Source organism: Cellulomonas sp. SLBN-39 (assembly GCF_006715865.1).
Taxonomy (GTDB): Bacteria; Actinomycetota; Actinomycetes; order Actinomycetales; family Cellulomonadaceae; genus Cellulomonas.
On record NZ_VFOA01000001.1, the window covers coordinates 3,839,613 to 3,857,523 of the forward strand.

At 75.9% G+C, this 17,911-nt stretch carries 12 protein-coding genes and 1 riboswitch; of the genes, 2 read left to right on the forward strand and 10 right to left on the reverse strand.

Features of this window, described 5'->3' with window-relative positions:
• Position 1 precedes the first annotated feature (1 nt).
• From argB to argC, 3 genes are read right to left on the reverse strand one after another with little or no spacing between them, the layout of a single operon-like run.
• Entirely contained in the window at positions 2–1,009 is a 1,008-nt protein-coding gene (gene argB / locus FBY24_RS17470) for an acetylglutamate kinase (RefSeq protein ID WP_142162528.1), read from the reverse strand.
• The gene (argJ, locus tag FBY24_RS17475) at positions 1,006–2,232 is read right to left on the reverse strand and encodes a bifunctional glutamate N-acetyltransferase/amino-acid acetyltransferase ArgJ (RefSeq protein WP_142162530.1); all 1,227 of its coding nucleotides are present in this window, start codon (positions 2,230–2,232) and stop codon (positions 1,006–1,008) included. Before argJ ends, argB begins: the two co-directional genes overlap by 4 nt.
• Positions 2,229–3,287 (reverse strand): N-acetyl-gamma-glutamyl-phosphate reductase, encoded by a 1,059-nt coding sequence (argC, locus tag FBY24_RS17480; protein WP_222117313.1) that lies wholly within the window; start codon positions 3,285–3,287, stop codon positions 2,229–2,231. The genes argJ and argC overlap by 4 nt, the downstream gene beginning before the upstream one ends.
• Before the next feature lie 82 nt (positions 3,288–3,369).
• Between argC and FBY24_RS17485 the strand changes: the two genes are divergently transcribed.
• Together FBY24_RS17485 and FBY24_RS17490 are read left to right on the forward strand one after the other, a co-directional pair.
• On the forward strand, positions 3,370–4,353 hold the full coding sequence (locus FBY24_RS17485) for a quinone oxidoreductase (RefSeq protein WP_142162532.1): 984 nt from the start codon (positions 3,370–3,372) through the stop codon (positions 4,351–4,353).
• Positions 4,350–5,105 (forward strand): DsbA family oxidoreductase, encoded by a 756-nt coding sequence (locus tag FBY24_RS17490; RefSeq protein ID WP_142162534.1) that lies wholly within the window; start codon positions 4,350–4,352, stop codon positions 5,103–5,105. The genes FBY24_RS17485 and FBY24_RS17490 overlap by 4 nt, the downstream gene beginning before the upstream one ends.
• Positions 5,106–5,126: 21 nt before the next feature.
• On the opposite strand, the gene FBY24_RS17495 is transcribed toward FBY24_RS17490, so the two are convergent.
• From FBY24_RS17495 to pheS, 7 genes are all read right to left on the reverse strand, one after another.
• Positions 5,127–5,633, reverse strand: a complete 507-nt coding sequence (locus FBY24_RS17495) for a helix-turn-helix domain-containing protein (RefSeq protein WP_239072976.1) — start codon at positions 5,631–5,633, stop codon at positions 5,127–5,129.
• 66 nt (positions 5,634–5,699) lie between these two features.
• Positions 5,700–7,205 carry a bifunctional hydroxymethylpyrimidine kinase/phosphomethylpyrimidine kinase gene (gene thiD / locus FBY24_RS17500; RefSeq protein WP_142162535.1) on the reverse strand — a complete coding sequence of 502 codons (1,506 nt, stop codon included), beginning with the start codon at positions 7,203–7,205 and terminating at the stop codon, positions 5,700–5,702.
• The gene (locus tag FBY24_RS17505; protein ID WP_142162537.1) at positions 7,202–7,915 is read right to left on the reverse strand and encodes a thiamine phosphate synthase; all 714 of its coding nucleotides are present in this window, start codon (positions 7,913–7,915) and stop codon (positions 7,202–7,204) included. The genes thiD and FBY24_RS17505 overlap by 4 nt, the downstream gene beginning before the upstream one ends.
• Positions 7,912–8,748 (reverse strand): hydroxyethylthiazole kinase, encoded by an 837-nt coding sequence (gene thiM, locus FBY24_RS17510; protein ID WP_142162539.1) that lies wholly within the window; start codon positions 8,746–8,748, stop codon positions 7,912–7,914. Before thiM ends, FBY24_RS17505 begins: the two co-directional genes overlap by 4 nt.
• Positions 8,740–8,837, reverse strand: a riboswitch (TPP riboswitch). It overlaps the preceding gene by 9 nt.
• A 168-nt stretch (positions 8,838–9,005) precedes the next feature.
• Positions 9,006–13,991 carry an ExeM/NucH family extracellular endonuclease gene (locus FBY24_RS17515; protein ID WP_142162541.1) on the reverse strand — a complete coding sequence of 1,662 codons (4,986 nt, stop codon included), beginning with the start codon at positions 13,989–13,991 and terminating at the stop codon, positions 9,006–9,008.
• A 276-nt stretch (positions 13,992–14,267) separates the two neighbouring features.
• Positions 14,268–16,835 carry a phenylalanine--tRNA ligase subunit beta gene (pheT, locus tag FBY24_RS17520; protein ID WP_142162543.1) on the reverse strand — a complete coding sequence of 856 codons (2,568 nt, stop codon included), beginning with the start codon at positions 16,833–16,835 and terminating at the stop codon, positions 14,268–14,270.
• 1 nt (position 16,836) lies between these two features.
• Entirely contained in the window at positions 16,837–17,907 is a 1,071-nt protein-coding gene (gene pheS / locus FBY24_RS17525; protein ID WP_142162545.1) for a phenylalanine--tRNA ligase subunit alpha, read from the reverse strand.
• Positions 17,908–17,911 lie beyond the last annotated feature (4 nt).

The following is a 17,911-nucleotide window of genomic DNA, read 5'->3' on the forward strand; positions in this document are numbered from 1 at the left end:
CTCAGGCTCCCGGGGCGGTCCGCGGGGCGACCGCGGGGACGGGTGTGGTGAAGGGGGCGTCGGCGGGCTCGACGTCGGGCAGGACCATCGTGCCGATGCCGTCAGAGGTGAAGACCTCGACGAGGACCGAGTGGGGAGCCCGGCCGTCGATGACGTGGGCGCGGGGAACGCCGCCCTCGACGGCGCGCCAGCAGGCCTCCATCTTCGGGCGCATCCCGGCGTCCAGGCGCGGGAGCAGCTCGGCGAGCGTCGACGCGCGGATGCGACGCACCAGCGACGACCGGTCGGGCCAGTCGGTGTACAGGCCCTCCACGTCCGTGAGGACGATGAGCTTGCGCGCGCCGAGCGCGACCGCGAGCGCGGCGGCGGCGGTGTCCGCGTTGACGTTGAGCACCTGGGTGGGGTCGTCGACGTCGGGGGCGACCGTGGAGACGACGGGGATGCGCCGGGAGTCGAGCAGGTCGAGGACCGCGCCGGGGTTGACGTGCACGACGTCGCCGACGAGGCCGACGTCGACCTCCTGGCCGTCGACCACCGCGCTGCGCCGGCGCGCCTGGAACAGGCCGCCGTCCTCCCCCGACAGGCCCACCGCGTGCGGGCCGTGCGCGTTGAGCAGGCCCACCAGCTCGCGCGAGACCTGCCCGGTCAGCACCATGCGGACGACGTCCATCGCCTCGGGCGTCGTCACGCGCAGCCCGCCGCGGAACTCGCTGGCGATGTCGAGGCGGTCGAGCATCGCGTTGATCTGCGGGCCGCCGCCGTGCACGACGACCGGGCGCAGGCCGACCTGGCGCAGGAACACCATGTCCTCGGCGAAGGCCCGCTTGAGGTCGTCGTCGATCATGGCGTTGCCGCCGTACTTGACGACGACGAGCGCGCCGGAGAACTTCTGCAGCCAGGGCAGCGCCTCGACGAGCACCTCGGCCTTCTGGTCGGGGCGCAGGTCGGTGCGGGTGTCGAAGACGAAGTCGTCGCGCACCGGGGCGGTCGTCGGGCCGTTCTCGCTCATGTGGAGTACGCGCTGTTCTCGTGGACGTAGTCGTGCGTGAGGTCGTTGGTCCAGACGGTGGCCGCGGCGTCGCCGGCGTGCAGGTCGACGACGACGTGCACCTCGCGGGCCGCGGCCAGGTCGAGCTGGGCCGGGTCCTCGTGCGCGCCGCCCGCGCGGCAGATCTGCAGGCCGTTGATCGTGACGTCGAGCGCGGCGGGGTCGTAGGGCGCGACGTGCTCCGGGACGGTGCCGACCTGGGCGATGATCCGGCCCCAGTTGGGGTCGTTGCCGAACATCGCGGCCTTGAACAGGTTGGACCGGGTCACCGCACGGGCGACCGCGACGGCCGCGTCCTGCGTGGTCGCACCCTGCACGTGCACCGCGATGTCGTGCGACGCGCCCTCGGCGTCGGCGACGAGCTGGCGGGCGAGCGACGCGCAGACGCGCAGGACCGCGTCGGCGAAGACGTCCGCGGCAGGCGCGACGCCGCTCGCGCCGGACGCCAGGAGGGTCACCGTGTCGGACGTCGACATGCAGCCGTCGGAGTCGACGCGGTCGAAGGTGACGGCCGTGGCGGCCCGCAGCGCGGCGTCCGCGGTGGCGGCATCGACGTCGGCGTCGGTCGTGAGGACGCTGAGCATCGTGGCCATCGCCGGGGCGAGCATGCCCGCACCCTTGGCCATGCCGCCCACGACGAACGCCCCGTCAGGGGTCTCGACGCGCACGTGCGCGGTCTTCGGCACGCTGTCGGTGGTCATGATGGCCGTGGCGGCGTCGGGGCCGGCACCGTCGGCGAGCGCCTCGACCGCGGGGCCGATGCCGGCGAAGAGCCGCTCGCTGGCCAGGGGCACCCCGATCAGACCCGTGGAGCACACGACGACGTCACCGGCCGAGACGCCGAGCCCGGCCGCGACCTTCTCGGCCGTGGCGTGGGCGTCCTGGAAGCCGCGCGGGCCGGTGGCCACGTTCGCGCCGCCGGAGTTGAGGACGACCGCGGCCACGACCCCGTCGCGCACGACCTGCCGGGACCAGGTGACCGGTGCACCGACCACGCGGTTGGTGGTGAACACCGCGGCGCCGACCTGGCGGGGGCCGTCGTTGACGACGAGCGCGAGGTCGGGCGAGCCCGACGCCTTCAGGCCGGCGGTGACGCCGGACGCACGGAAGCCCGCGGCGGCCGTCACCCCCGGCGACGTGCCGGGGGACGTGCCCTGCAGGGCGGGTCCGAGGTGGTCGGTCACGGGGCGACTCCGTTCCGGGGGAGGCCGAGGGTCTCCGGCAGGCCGAGGGCGAGGTTGAGGGACTGCACCGCACCGCCGGCGGTGCCCTTCACGAGGTTGTCGATCGCGGTGACGGTGACCACGCGCCGGGCACGGGCGTCGTACGCGACCTGGACGAGCGCGGTGTTGGCCCCCGTGGTGGACGCCGTCGTCGGCCAGGTGCCCTCGGGCAGGACGTGCACGAACGGCTCGTCGGCGTACGCGGCGGTCCACGTCTCGCGCAGCACCGCGGGGTCGACGTCCGGGGCGAGCCGTGCGGTGGCGGTCGCGAGGATGCCGCGGGCGAGCGGGACGAGGACGGGCGTGAACGACGTGCGGACCTCGGCCGCACCCGCGGAGCGCAGGTTCTGGGCGATCTCCGGCACGTGCCGGTGGGTGCCGCCGACCGCGTACGGGACCGCCGCGCCGAGCGCCTCGGACGCGAGCAGGTGCGGCTTGAGCGCCTTGCCCGCCCCGGAGTACCCGACCGCCAGGACGGCCACGAGGTCGGTCGTGTCGAGCAGGCACGCGGCCACGCCGGGCTGCAGGCCGAGCGTCACGGCGGTCACGTTGCACCCGGGGACCGCGATCCGCCGGGCGCCGACGAGCCGCTCGCGCTGACGGGCGCCGCCCGCACCGACGACGAGCTCGGGCAGCCCGTACGTCCAGGTGCCGGCGTGGGGGCTGCCGTAGTACGCCTCCCAGTCCGCGGCGTCGACGAGCCGGTGGTCGGCCCCCAGGTCGAGGACGACGGGGTCCTCGCCGAGGGCCTCGAGCTCGGCCGCGAGCCGGCCGCTCGCACCGTGCGGCAGCGCCAGGACGACGACGTCGTGCCCCGCGAGCGCCTGGGCGGTCGTCGGCTCCAGGACCCGGTCGGCCAGGTCGAGCAGGTGGGGGTGGTGGGCACCGAGCGGCGTGCCCGCGCTCGCGTGCGCGGTGAGGGTGCCGATGCGGGCCTGCGGGTGCTCGAGCAGGAGGCGCAGGACCTCCCCGCCGGCGTACCCGCTGGCCCCGGCGACCGCCACGCTGAACGTCATGTGCATGAACATACAGTCGAGTGCAGACAAATACCAACGGGTCGGCGGGAACAGGCTCCCGTCGTCGACGGTTGCGGCCACCGTGCGAGCCGTCACCGCAGCCCGCCCCGGCGGGCCCGAGGTCCTCCGGGTCGTCGACGTGCCCGATCCCGAGCCCGCACCCGGGCAGGTCGTCGTGCGCGTCGCCGCGGCGGGGGTCAACTTCATCGACACCTACCGGCGCAGCGGCACCTACCGTATGCCGTTCCCCCACGTCGTGGGCTCGGAGGGCGCCGGCCGCGTCGTCGCCCTCGGGGCCGGCGTCACGACGGCCACCGTCGGGGACCGCGTCGCGTGGGCGTCCGCACCGGGCTCGTGCGCCGAGCTCGTCGCCGTCGCCGCGGACGACCTCATCGCCGTGCCCGACGCCGTCGACGACCGGACCGCCGCCGCCCTGCCCCTGCAGGGCCTGACCGCGCACTACCTCACGACCTCCACGTTCCCCCTCGGGCCGGGGCACGACGTGCTGCTGCACGCCGCGGCCGGGGGCGTGGGGCTGCTGCTCACGCAGCTGGCAGCCGCCCGAGGCGCGCGCGTCGTCGCCACCGTCGGGTCCGCCGCCAAGGAGGAGCTCGCGCGCGCGGCCGGGGCCGCCGAGGTCGTGCGGTACCGCGAGCTCGACGACCTCACCACGCAGCTGCCCGAGCGCGTGCGCGCGCTCACCGGCGGACGCGGCGTCGACGTCGTGTACGACGGCGTCGGCAGGGACACCTTCGACGCCTCGCTCGCCGCGCTCGCCCGCCGCGGCACGCTCGTGCTGTTCGGCGCGTCCTCCGGCCCCGTCCCGCCGGTGGACCTGCAGCGCCTGAACGCGGGCGGCTCGCTGTTCGTGACCCGACCCACCCTCGCCGACCACACCGCCACGCGGGCCGAGCTGGACCAGCGGGCCGGCGAGTTGCTCGACGCCGTCGCCTCCGGGGCGCTGCACGTGCGCGTCGGCGCGACGTACCCCCTGGCCGACGCGGCCGCCGCCCACCGCGCGCTCGAGGCGCGCAGCACCACCGGAAAGGTCCTCCTCCTGCCGTGACCACGCTCACCTCCCCCACGTTCGCCGCCCCGCCGCGCACCGTCACCGTCGAGATCTGGTCCGACGTCGCGTGCCCCTGGTGCTTCATCGGCAAGCGACGCTTCGCCACCGCCCTGGCCGGGTTCGAGCACCGCGCCCACGTCGAGGTGGTCTGGCGCTCCTACCAGCTCTCCCCCGACACCCCCGCCGGGCCGGGGCGCCCCGAGATCGACGCGCTCGTCGAGATGAAGGGCATGCCGCGGGAGCAGGTCGAGCAGATGTTCGCCCACGTGACCGACGTCGCCGCCGGCGACGGGCTGCGGTACGACTTCGCCCGCACGCTCGCGTTCAACACCTTCGACGCGCACCGCCTGCTGCACCTGGCGGCACGCGTCGGCGGTGCCGAGCTGACCGAGCGGACCACGGAGGCGCTGTTCTCCGCCCACTTCGAGCAGGGCGTCGACCTGGGCGCGCCCGGGGCTCTCGTCACGATCGCCGCCGGTGCCGGGTTCGGGGCGCACGGCTGGGACGACGCGCGGGTCGCCGAGGCGCTCGCGTCCGACGCCGAGGCCGACGCCGTGCGCGCCGACCTGCGCACCGCGCGCGAGCTCGGTATCACCGGCGTGCCGTTCTTCGTCGTCGACCGGCGCTACGCCGTCTCGGGCGCGCAGCCGGCCGAGGTGCTCGCCCAGCTCCTCGACGCCGGCTGGCGCGAGGCCAACCCCCTCGTCCCGGCCACGGCGGCCGACGCCTGCACCGACGACGGCTGCTGACCGCGCCGGACGCCCGGGGGCTCAGCGCGCCGCGCGCAGGACCGCCTCGCGCTCGCCGTCGCTGAGCACCCCGGCGAACGGGGCGTGGCCGCGCATCTCGCGGGCGCGCTGCGTCGGGGACGTCAGGAGCGTCAGCACGGCGTCGAGCGGACCGTCGAGAGCCTTCTCCCACCCGGCGAGCACCCGGGCCGCCTGCCCGCGCGGGTGCCGCTCCTGCAGCGCGCGCAGGTTGTCGCGCGCCAGCTCGAGCGTCGGGCCCGGGTAGACCGCGAGCTTGCCCGCGACCGCGACCGCGAGGAGCCAGGTGCGGCGCTGCTCGGCGGACATGCGGGCCGAGCCCCACCGCACCCGCTCGACCTCCGCGCGGCGGATCCGCCGGTGCGAGCCCGTCGTGACGTACTCCAGGTCACCCCGGTCGCACAGGTCGACGACGTGCTGGCGGGAGACGCCCAGGAGCTTCGCCACCTCGCCGGTGGTGAGGAGGGTGTCCTCCTCGGTCATCAGCTCGTCCGAGACACCCGTGCGCACCCCTGCACCGTACTCGACACCAGCACCACCACCCGCCAGGCGCTCCTGGTGTCTGTGGCGTCTGCGTCACCCTCCCGCGGCGGCCACGGCGGGCCGCCGCGCCCGGGCCGGGCCGACGTCGACCTGGTCGAAGAACGCGACCTCGTGCTCGCACGACGTCACGAACGCCGCCAGCATCCGCGCCCGCTCCCCCGCACCGACCTCCCGCGCCGCCTCGTCCGTCAGCCGACGGGCCTCGTCCGCGAGCGCCGCGAAGCCCGGGTCGCCGTACGTGCCCACCCAGTCGCCGAACGGGTGGGCGGCCAGGTCGCCCGCACGCGCCAGGATGCGCGCGCCGACGTCCGCGTACAGCCAGTAGCACGGCAGGACCGCGGCCAGCACCTGCGCGTAGGAGCCGTGCGCGCCGACGCCCGCGAGGTGGTCGACGTACGCGCGCGTCACCGCCGACGCCCCGGACCGGTGCACGCGGTCCGACCGGCCCAGCCGGTCGCGGTGCAGCTGCGCCTCGACGTCGAGGCACCCGGCGGCCCCCCGCGCGAAGAACGCCTGCCCGACCGGGTCGGGGGCCAGCTCGCTCGCCCGCGCCAGCACCCGGGCGTAGACGCCCAGGTACAGCGCGTCCTGGTGCAGGTAGGCCTCGAACGCGTCCGTCGGGAGGGTCCCGTCCGCGAGCGCCCGCACGAACGGCAGGGCGTCGCACGCCGCCCGCAGGTCCGCCACCGCGTCCCACGCCTCCACGCTGAACGCCGGCGCCCCGAGGGTCGGCACGTGGTGCAGGTGGTCGACCGGCCCGCGCCCCGAGCCGACCCGCAGCGCCTCCCCCGCCGCGATCGCCCCCGTGAGCCACTCCTTGGCGTCGCGGGCCGCGCTGACCCAGTCCGGGCGCCGGGGACGCAGCGCCGCCACCGCCGCCGACAGCGAGCACCCCGTCCCGTGCGTGCTGGTCGTCGCGACCCGGGCTGCCTCGAGCTCGACGACGGTGCGCGCGTCGACCACGGCGTCCGGGCTGACGTCGTCGTCGAGGTGACCGCCCTTGAGCAGCACCGTCACGTCCGCGGACCGGGCGAGCCGGCGCGCCTGGTCCACGGCCGCGCCCCACGACGGGGCTCGTGGCTCGTCGAGCAGCACGCCGAGCTCGGGCAGGTTGGGCGTGACCAGGTCCGCCTGCGCGACGAGCGCGCGCACCGCCTGCTCGGCCCCCGCGTCCAGGAGCCGGTCGCCGCTGGTCGCGACCATCACCGGGTCCAGGACCACGACCGGCGGGCGCGTGCGGCGCAGCCACGAGGCGACCTCCTCGACGACGTCACGCGTGCCGAGCATGCCGAGCTTGACGGCGTCGACCGTGACGTCGTCACCCACGGCGTCGAGCTGCGCCCGCAGGAACGCCACGTCCGGCACGTGCACCGCCCGCACGCCGTGCGTGTTCTGCGCGACGAGGGCGGTGACGACGGCCATGCCGTACGCACCGTGCGCGGCGAACGACTTCAGGTCCGCCTGGACGCCCGCGCCGCCGGTCGGGTCGGTCCCGGCGACGGACAGCGCGCGCACCCGGCTGGGCCGGCGGGCGCTCATCGGGCCACCGCCGCACGCCCGGTGGACGACCGGTCGGCGCCGTCCGCACCCGGCGGCGGCGCCGCGGCGGACCAGGCGGCCACCAGCGCCTGCGCGGCGGCACCCGGGTCCGGCGCACCGCACACCGCGCCGACCACGGCCATGGAGCGTGCACCCGTCGCCCGGACGGCGGGCGCGTCGTCGGCCGCGAGGCCGCCGATCGCGACCACCGGCAGCGACGAGGCCGCCACGGCCGCGGCCAGGCCGTCCAGGCCGAGCGCCGGGCCGGCGTCGGGCTTCGTCGCCGTCAGGCGGACAGGTCCGCTGCCGACGTAGTCCGCCGCGCCCGGCACGGCACGCACGTCCTGCGGCCGCGCCGCGGAGACGCCCACGACCGCGTCGGCGCCCAGGAGCGCCCGCACGTCGTCGACCGCCAGGTCGCCCTGCCCCACGTGCACGCCGTGGACGAGGGCGCCGCGCGCCCGGGCGGCCAGGGCCACGTCGACCCGGTCGTCGACGACCAGCAGCGCCGGCCCGGCCAGGCGCAGCGCGTCGGCGACCGCGACCGTCACGGCGACCTGCTCGCGCACCGGCGCACGCTTGGCCCGCACCTGCACGGCCCCGACGCCCGCCACGACCGCGGCCCGTGCGACGTCGGCGGGGTGGTGGCCGGCCGACGCGCACACGTCGAGGTCGAGCACGAGGTAGATCCCCTCCGGCCCGCGGCTCACGCGGGCACCCCCACCGCGAGCTCGGCGCCCACGCGCGACGCGACGTCGTCGGCGCTCAGCAGGGACAGCTCGTCGAGCAGCGCCACGACGAACGACCCCGGACCCCGCGCGACCACCGCGGCCCGCTCGGCCGCGACCCCCAGCGCCGTCGACGCCCCGACCGCCGCCGCCACGGGGTCCGTCACCGCGGCGAACGCCGCCGTGAGCCCGCCCAGCGCGCACCCCGCACCCGTGACGCGGGCGAGGAGAGGGTCACCGACCGCGAGCCGGAGCGCCACCGACCCGTCCGTGACGAGGTCGACGGGCCCCGACACGGCCACCGCACCGCCCGTGGCACCGGCCAGCGCCCGGGCCGCCGACGCCGCCGCCTCGACGCGGTCGCGGGCGTCGACGCCGCGCCCGGACGACACCTCGCCCGCCAGCGCACGGACCTCGCTCGCGTTCCCCCGCACGACCGTCGGACGCTCCGCGAGGAGCCGGGCCGCGAGCCGCGTCCGGACCGACAGGACGCCGACCGCGACGGGGTCGAGCACCCACGGCACGCCCGCGCCGACCGCGGCCGCGACGGTCGCCTCGACGCACGCCCGCTGGTCGGGGCCCGGCGTGCCGAGGTTCACCAGGACCGCACCGGCGGACCCCGCGAGCTCCTCGGCCTCGCCCGGCACGGACGCCATCGCGGGCGAGGCGCCGATCGCGAGGACCGCGTTGGCGACCAGGTTCGACGTCACCTCGTTGGTGACGCACTGCACGAGCGGGGTGCGGGCCCGCAGCGCGGTCAGCGCCGCGCCGGCGCGGGCGGCCAGGTCGTGGGAGGGCAGGACGGCAGACGTCATGGAGGACATCCCTTCGCTCGTGCTAACGAGATCAGGTTCGACGGGTGTGATCTCAGCCCCCTCCGATGGGGGCACCCCGTGTCGCGGACCAACCTAGCGGCCCCGTGGCCCGTCCCGCGGCCGGTCCGGGGACGGTCTCACCGGTCGGACGCGGCGTCCACGTCCCGCCCCGTGCACGGCAGGAGGGACGGGCCGCCCGGCCCGTCCCTCCTGGTGGTGCTCCGTCCGTCACCCGCCGCAGCGGGCACCGGGTCGGGTCAGCGCACGCTCACCCGCACCGTGCGGCTCGTGCTGCCCTCGACGTTCGCCGCGTCGTCCGGCACGAACACCGCGGTCAGGCTGTGCGTGCCGCGGCCCAGGTCACGCGGGAGCGCGCCGATCGCGACCCCGAGCCGCACGTCGGCACGGGCCACGACCCGGGTGCCGTCGCGGAGCTCGACGGTGCCGTCGGGCAGGCGACCGGTGTCCAGGCGGACCGTCGACACCCACAGCGAGGGCAGCCAGGACACCGGCGAGCCGGCGACGCTCAGCGTCGTGGCGGACCCGACCTTCTCGACCGTGACCGTCACCGGCGCGGACTGCGAGCCCGCGACCGTCGAGCTGCCCGCGTACCGCGCGACCACCTCGTAGGTGCCCGCCGGCGTGCTCGCGGGCAGCGTCAGACGAGCCTGACCGCGGCGCAGCGTCGCCGTCCCCAGCACCTCGTCGCCGGCGACGAACTCCACCGACCCCGCGGCCGGGACGTCGGCGACGACCCGCGCCGTGAGCTCGACGCGGCGGCCGAACGCCCCGTGGACCTGGCTGTCGGGCCGGGCCGTCAGGGTGGTCGTCGACGACGGCAGCCCCGCCTCCACGGTCAGCGGCAGACGGACCGTCGTGCCGCTCGGCTGCGCGACCAGCACGAGGGTGCGGGACCCGGCCGCCGTGCCCGCCGGGATCGTCACGTCGACGGTCCCCGACGCGTCGACGCCCGAACGGGTCAGGGTGACCTCCCCGAGGACCTCCTCGTCGAGCAGCACCTCGAGCGAGGTGTTCTCCGGTGCGCCCAGGCTCGTGAGGTTCAGGCCCGAGACCCCGAACGTGAGGTCCTGCCCGGCCTCGACCGACGCCGGCAGCTCGGGCACGCCGACGGCGCGCTCCGTGAAGTCCGGCGCGAGGTCGGGGTGGGCCTCGAGGTACGCGAACCACGCCTCCCGGTCGATCAGCCCCGAGTCGGCCGTCGCGTCGCCCTCGGTCAGGATGCGGAAGTTGTCGCCGCCCTGCGCGAGGAACGAGTACGTCGCGATCCGGTACCCGGCAGCCGGGTCGACCGGCTCCCCGTCGACCGTGACCGACGTGATGCGGTCGCCCAGCGGCCGCGACGCGTCGAACGTGTACGAGACGTTGTCCGACAGGCCGAGCTGCAGGTACGGCCGGCTCGGGATCGTGCCGTCCGCGTTGGTCTGCCACTGCTGCTCCAGCAGCGTGACGACCTGCTCACCCGTCAGCGTCGTCGTCCAGACGTTGTTGACGAACGGCTGGACGGCGTTCGCCTCTGCGAGGGTCACCACGCCGTCCGGGGCGTAGAACAGCTCCCCCCGCAGACCGCCGGGGTTCGCGACGCCGATCTGGGCGCCGCCGCGCTCGGCCGACGACGTGGCGTCGAGGAGCGCCTGGGCGACCGTGTTGCCCAGCGCCGACTCGCGGCTGCGGTCGTCGCGGCCGGTCGTGGGCAGCGGGCCGGAGCCGGTGTACACGCCGTCGACGTACGACCCGCCCGCGTACGCGGTCGTGACGTCCGCCTGCACCGAGCCGACCGGCTGCGACCCGACCTGGGCGGCGAACGCCAGGGCCGCGTCGACGATCTGCTTGACCTCGGCGACCCGCGGGTACGCCGCGACCAGGTCCGCGTCGGCCGTGCCCGTGCGGGCGACGTTCTCCGCGGTCGAGGCCGTCACCTCGTCCGACTCGGGGTCGTACGTGAGGACGACCTTGCCGACGAACTCGCCGTACGAGCCCGTCTGCAGGACCGGGCGCGTGCGCCCCTCCTCGCCGGGCACGGGTGCCGACCACGCGTACTGCTTGTGGGTGTGGCCGGTGAAGATCGCGTCGACCTCGGCCGACGTGCCCGTGACGATGTCCGCGAACGCACCGCCCGCCGCGACCTCCTCCTCCAGGGTGGAGCCGTCGGGCGTCCCCGCCCCGGCCCCCTCGTGGTACTCCGCGACGATGACGTCGGCCTCGCCGTTGGCGGGGTCACCGTCCGTGAGCTGCGCCGCGACGCGGTTGACGGCCTCGACCGGGTCGCCGAAGTCCAGGTCCGCCACGCCGGCGGGCGTCACCAGCGACGGCGTCTCCTCGGTGACGGCGCCGATCACGGCGACCGTCACGCCCGCCATGTCCAGCAGCGCGTACTCGTCGAGCGCCGGCGTGGTCGTGCCCTTGGCGTAGACGTTGGCGCCCAGGTACGGGAACTGCGCGTTCTCGCCGCCGTCGACCACACGGTCCACGAGGTCGTCGAACCCACGGTCGAACTCGTGGTTGCCGACGGCCGACGCCGCCAGGTCCAGGGCGTTGAGGACGTCGATCGTCGGCTGGTCGTCCTGGACCGACGACGCGAAGACCGACGCGCCGATGTTGTCGCCGGCCGACAGGAACGCCGCCGCACCGCCGGCCGCCTCGGCGGCCGCGCGCTGCTGCTCGACCGTGCCCGCGACCTTGACGGTGTTCGCGTCGATCCGGCCGTGGAAGTCGTTGATGTTCAGCAGCGTCAGGTCGACCGGGCCGTCCTGCTCGCCCGCGGCCAGGCCCACCACGACGGGGTCGTGGTCGGACGAGCGGTACGGGTCGGGCGCGTGGAACGACGTGCCGTGGTAGCCGAAACGGCTGTACTCCAGCGCGACCGACTCCCCGGAGTTGATCTCCCAGACGTCGGCACCCGTGGCCCGGGCCGCCGCCGCCTCGTTGAGCAGCACGTGGTCGAGCGACCCCGACAGCCCGCTGAACGAGTAGCTGTACTGCCCCGGCGCGAGCGTCTCGGCCGCGTCGACGTACCCGGCGTCGTAGAGCAGCTGCAGCGGGTCCTCGAACGTGTAGGAGTTGAAGTCGCCCACGAGCGCGACCGCCTCGGCGTCGCCCTGCACGGTCGGCACCCAGTCGCGCAGCGCCGTCGCCTGCCGGACCCGGGACTCGTTCGACGAGCCCTGGCCGTCACCGGCGTCCGCGTCGCCCGGCCACGGACCGGCCGAGCCCTTGGACTTGAAGTGGTTGACCACGACGAGGAACGGCTCGCCGCCGCCCACCGGCGTGAAGACCTGGCCGATCGGCTCGCGCGCGTTGCCGAACGCCTCGTCGTCCCCGCTCTGGTCGCCCAGCGCACGGGACGCCCCGGTGCGCTCCACGGCGGCGGTGCGGTAGATGATCGCGTTGGTGATGACGTCGAGCTCCGCAGCGGGCGGCAGCTCGTCCGACGACGGCACGAACGCCCACACGTCGGCGCCCGCGGCGTCGTTCAGCGCGTCCACGAGGGTGCCGAGGGCCTCGTCCGGCGTGCCGTCGACACGCGCCGACCCCTCGATCTCCATGAGGCCCACGACGTCCGCGTCGAGCGCGGAGATCGCCGCGACGAGCTTGTCCTGCTGGCGCTCCAGGTCCTGGGCGTCCCAGGCGCCGCGCTGGTCGCAGCCGTCACGCACCGTGACGGGCTCGCCGCCGGGCGCCGTGTAGGCGACGCAGGACGCGTCCTGGTCACCCAGGGTCGTGAAGTAGTTGAGGACGTTGAACGACGCGACCGACAGGTCGCCCCCGACGGCCTCGGGGGCCTCGGTGCGGTCGTTCTCGAACGTGGCCGGCAGCGGTCCGCCCGCCACGACGGGCGCCGTCGGGTTGAGCTTCCACGTGCCGTTGCGCCAGTCGACGACGACCGGCGCGGTGACCTGCGCCGCCGCACCGACACGCACCGGGTTCTCGAGCGAGACGTACGGCGGCGTGAGACCACCGTTCGCGGCGTTGACGAAGTTCGTCGTCGCGCCGTCGTCGAGCACGACGCCGCGCGCGGCGTTGTCCGCCGCCACGGCCAGCGCCTGGGGCGACCCGGGACGGGCCACGTCCGTCGGCTGCAGCAGGGGCGTCGTCCCGACCGCCAGGCCCACCTCGCCGTACTGGTTCGTGCTGTACGTGTTGGTGACCGTCAGGTCGCCCGTCGGGAGCAGGAGCATCGACTCCAGCGCCTCGCGGGCCTCCGTCGTCGCCGGCCAGACGCCCTCCACGGGCGCCGGTGCCGCCGCGTCGGGCAGCTCCTCGACGTCGGCGGCCGCAGCGACCGTGACCTGGGTCAGGCCGTTGAACTCCGCGACCGCACCGGTCACGCGCAGGTGCTGGCCGACCTCGGCGGCACCGGCGGTGGTGGGCGAGTAGACGAAGACCGCGTCCGAGCCCGTGCGGCCGGTGCCGTCGCCGCCGCCCGTGCCCGGGGTCTGCAGCACGTAGCCGTTGAGCCCGCCCGTGGGGTACGCGGCGGTGACGACGCCGGACGTCGTGACCGTCTGCCCCACCAGCGGCGAGCTCGACCCGGTGCCCTGGACCTGGGCGATCGTGACCTCGGTCGGGTCCTCGGGGTCCTCCGGGTCCTCGGGGTCCGTGCCCGAGGGCGTCGGCGTCGGGGTGCCGACGGTGAAGTCCGCGGCGTTGTCCGCCGTGTTGGTGCCCTCGGCGTCCCGCGACGCCGACGTCGCGTTCGCCGTGGCCGGCGCGGGCGCGGAGCCCGCGAACGACGAGGCCGCGCCGTAGCCGACGAGGTCGACGACCGGGTCGAGGGACGCGCAGCCGGTCGAGCACGTCAGCGCCGACGCGGACGACGTCAGGGCCACCTTGCCCTGCGTGCCGCTCATCGCCGCCGTGCCCGTCACGTCCGCGGCGATGTCGACGGTGCCGCCCGCCCCGCGCGCCTGACCCACGAGCAGGTGCCCGCCGGCGGCGATCGTGCGTCCGGTCAGCGGCGTGACGTTCCAGCTGCTGCCCGTCGCGGACGCGTACTGCACCGCCCAGCCGGACACGTCGACGGGCTCCTCGCCCGGGTTGTACAGCTCGACGAAGTCCTGGGTGAGCGTCGCACCCGCGTTGCCCCCGCCCCCGTAGACCTCGGAGATCACGACCGCGGCGTCGGGCGAGACCGCCGCCGACGCGGGGGCCGCCACCGCCCCACCGGTGATCAGCAGGGTGAGCGCCGTGAGCGCTCCGGTGGTCGTTCGTCGTCGAGCGTGCACGCGAAGGGTCCCTCCCTCGGGCCGGCGGCCCGACCGCCGTTGGTCGGGGTGCCGTGCGCAGCGGAACGGCCGCCTGCGGCGGCCGGGGTCCACACTGCGCGTTCACCCGATCTGCCGCAACTACCCGGAAGTAACCTTTCGGTGAACTCGTCCGACCTCTGGTGTTTCGTCCACGACGTCCGTCCAGATCGGCGCCCCGCGACGGCACGGCCGCGCAGGCCAGGAGCACGACGAGGGCGGCACCGGTGACCCGGTGCCGCCCTCGTCCGACCGGCCTCAGCCCCGCAGGACCGCGCCGACCCGTGCGTGCGCCTGCGCGACCACGGCGTCCCGGACCGCCGCCGTCTCCGCGGCCGTCAGCGTGCGGTCGGCCGCCCGCAGCCGCAGCGCGAACGCGAGCGACCGCTTGCCCGGTCCCACCTGGTCACCGGCGTAGACGTCGAACAGCCGGACGTCCTCGAGCACGTCGCCGGCTCCCGCCCGGACCGCGGCGAGGACCTCGCCCGCCGGCACGTCCGCGTCGACGACGAGCGCCACGTCCTCCTTGGCGACGGGGAACGTCGACACGGGGACCGCCTCGACCGGGTCGGCGGACGCGTCGGCGAGGACCGCGGACAGGTCGAGCTCGAACGCCACCGCACGCGGGGGCAGCCCCAGGGCCGCGAGCACGTTGGGGTGCAGCTCGCCCGCGTGGCCGAGCACCCGGCCCGAGGGCGCGACCAGCTCGGCGCACCGGCCCGGGTGGAACGGGGCGCGCACCGTGGAGCGCGCCGTGGCCGCGACCCCCGCGAGCGCCGTGACGCGCTCGACGAGCGCCAGCACGTCCGTCACCTGGGCGGGGCGGCCCGGACCCCACCAGCCGCCACGCTCCACCTCGCCGGCCAGCACCGCCGCGAGGTGCAGCGGCTGGGCGGGCAGGGCGGCGTCGAGGGCCGCGAGCGTCGCGTCGTCGGGCCGCACCCCTCCCGGCAGCCGGGGCGCGACGCCGGTGCCCTGCCCGGGCAGGGTCACGAGGCCGGCCTCGAAGACCGCGAGGTCGCCCGTGCCCCGGGCGACGTTGCGGCGCACCGTGTCGAGGAGCGTGACCAGCAGGTCCGTGCGCATCAGCGGCTGCGCGTCGGAGATCGGGTTCACCAGCCGCACCGCGCGACGCCGGGCGTCATCGGCGTCCAGCCCGAGGGCGTCGAGCTGGTCCGGGCCGACGAACGGGTAGCTGAGGACCTCGACGAGGCCCGCCGCGGCGAGAGCGTCCGCGACCGCGCGCCGGACCCGCTGGTCGCGCGTCAGCCCGCGGCCGGTCGGGGCGGGCGGCACGACCGAGGGGATGGCGTCGTACCCGCGCAGGCGGGCGACCTCCTCGACCAGGTCGACGCCGGCGACCAGGTCGGGGCGCCAGGTCGGCACGTGGACGGTCCAGGTGCTCGCGTCGTCCGCGCCCTCGACCGTGCAGCCGACCTGCGTGAGGGTGCTGCGCACCTCGGCGGCCGTGTACGGCACGCCGACGAGGCGGGCCGGCAGCGTCGGGTCGAACGTCACGGGCGCCGGCGGGGCGGGCGTACCGACGTCCGTGAGCGCGTCGTCGGGCGTGCCGCCGCCGTGCTCCACGAGGAGCGCGACCGCCCGGGCGAGGGCGACGCGCGGCAGCTGCGGGTCCACGCCGCGCTCGAAGCGCTTGGACGCCTCGGACGCGAGCCGGTGCCGGCGCGCCGACCGCGCGACCGTGACGGGGTCGAAGTGCGCGGCCTCCAGCAGCAGGTCGGTGGTCGCGTCACCGACCTCGCTGTCGGCGCCCCCCATGACGCCGGCGATGCCGAGCACACGGGCTCCGTGCCCGCCCGTGGAGTCCGTGACGAGCAGGTCGTGCTCGTCCAGGGCGCGGTCGACGCCGTCGAGCGTGGTCAGCCGCTCGCCGGCCGCGGCCCGCCGCACCACGACGGGCGCGGTGAGGGTGGCCAGGTCGTAGGCGTGCATCGGCTGCCCGAGGTCGAGCATCACGTAGTTGGTCACGTCGACCGCGAGCGAGACGGGACGCATGCCGGCCTGCGTGAGCCGGGTCTGCATCCACGCCGGTGACGGGGCCGACGCCCGCACCCCGCGCACGACCTGGGCGACGAACCGGTCTGCGCCCGGCACGCCGTGCACGGGGCGCTCGTCGTCGATCTCGACGGCGACTCCGGCGGGGCGGGCGTCGAGCACGCCGGGGGCCGGCAGCCCGGGGTCGGTGAACACGGCCCCCGTGGCGTGGGCGTACTCGCGGGCGACGCCGCGCATCGAGAAGCAGTAGCCGCGGTCGGGGGTGACGTTGATCTCGAGGACCTCGTCGGCCAGGCCGAGCAGCACGCGCGCGTCGGTGCCGGGCGCGGTGACGTCAGGCCCGAAGCCGAGCCGCTCGAGCACGATGATCCCGGCGTGGTCGTCCCCGAGGCCGAGCTCGCGCTGCGAGCAGATCATGCCGTCGGACACGTGCCCGTACGTCTTGCGGGCGGCGATGGGGAACGGCCCGGGCAGCACGGCGCCGGGCAGCGCGACGACGACGCGGTCGCCGACGCCGAAGTTCTGCGCGCCGCACACGATGCCGCGGGCCACGGTGGGGTTCCCGTCGGCGTCGGGCGCGTTGTGCGCGCCGACGTCGACCTGGCACCAGTGGATCGTCTTGCCGTTCTTCTGCGGCTCGGGCGTCAGGGCCAGGACCTCGCCCACGACGAGCGGTCCGGTGACGCCGGAGGAGTGCACGGCCTCCTCCTCGAGGCCGACGCGCACGAGGTCGGCGGCGAGCCGCTCGGCCGTCAGGTCCGCGGGGAGCTCGACGTGCTCGCCGAGCCAGGTCAGGGGGATGCGAGGCATGTCAGACCACCGTCCGGAACTGCTCGGAGAAACGGACGTCGCCCTCGACCATGTCACGCATGTCCGCGATCGCGTGACGGAGCATCAGGGTGCGCTCGATGCCCATGCCGAACGCGAACCCCGAGTACTCCTCGGGGTCCACGCCGCACGCGCGGAGCACGTTCGGGTTGACCATGCCGCAGCCGCCCCACTCGATCCAGCCGGGGCCGCCCTTCTTCTGCGGGAACCACAGGTCCATCTCGGCGGACGGCTCGGTGAACGGGAAGAACGACGGCCGCAGCCGGGTGCGCGCGTCGGGGCCGAACATCGCGCGCGCGAAGTGGTCGAGGGTGCCCTTGAGGTGCGCCATGGTCAGGCCCTTGTCGACGGCGAGCCCCTCGACCTGGTGGAAGACCGGCGTGTGCGTGGCGTCCAGCGCGTCGGTGCGGAACACCTTGCCCGGGCAGGCGATGTACACGGGCACCCCGCGGCCGAGCAGCGAGCGCGCCTGCACGGGCGAGGTGTGGGTGCGCAGGACCATGCCGGAGCCGTCCTCGGGCGCGTCCTCGTCCTGGGCCGCCACGAAGAACGTGTCCTGCATCTGGCGCGCGGGGTGGTCGACGCCGAAGTTCAGCGCGTCGAAGTTGAACCACTCCGCCTCGAGCTCCGGGCCCTCGGCGATCTCCCAGCCCATCGCGACGAACACGTCCGCGACCCGCTCGGACAGCGTCGAGAGGGGGTGGCGCGCGCCGGCGGGACGACGGTCGCCGGGCAGCGTGACGTCGAGGGTCTCCTCGACGAGCACGCGGGCGTCCCGCTCGGCCTCGAGCTCGGCCGTGCGCGCCGCGACGGCGGCGTTCACGCGGCCGCGCGCCTGGCCGACGAGGCGACCCGCCGCAGCCTTGTCGGGGCCGGGCAGGCGGCCGATCTCGCGGTTCGCGAGCGCCAGCGGGCTCGCGTCGCCGGTGTGGGCCAGGCGGGCGGTCTTCAGCGCGTCGAGGTCGCCGGCGGCCGCGACGGCCACGAGCGCGGCGTCGACCGCCGCCTGGACGCCGTCGGCGTCGAGCGGGGACAAGGGTGTGTCGGGAGACATCCGG

Excerpts from the sequence above, each read along its gene's own strand:
- argB (WP_142162528.1), bottom strand. The coding sequence starts at position 1,009 with ATGAGCGAGAACGGCCCGACGACCGCCCCGGTGCGCGACGACTTCGTC.
- argC (WP_222117313.1), bottom strand. The coding sequence starts at position 3,287 with ATGACGTTCAGCGTGGCGGTCGCCGGGGCCAGCGGGTACGCCGGCGGG.
- thiD (WP_142162535.1), bottom strand. The coding sequence starts at position 7,205 with ATGAGCGCCCGCCGGCCCAGCCGGGTGCGCGCGCTGTCCGTCGCCGGG.
- thiM (WP_142162539.1), bottom strand. The coding sequence starts at position 8,748 with ATGACGTCTGCCGTCCTGCCCTCCCACGACCTGGCCGCCCGCGCCGGC.
- pheT (WP_142162543.1), bottom strand. The coding sequence starts at position 16,835 with ATGCCTCGCATCCCCCTGACCTGGCTCGGCGAGCACGTCGAGCTCCCC.
- pheS (WP_142162545.1), bottom strand. The coding sequence starts at position 17,907 with ATGTCTCCCGACACACCCTTGTCCCCGCTCGACGCCGACGGCGTCCAG.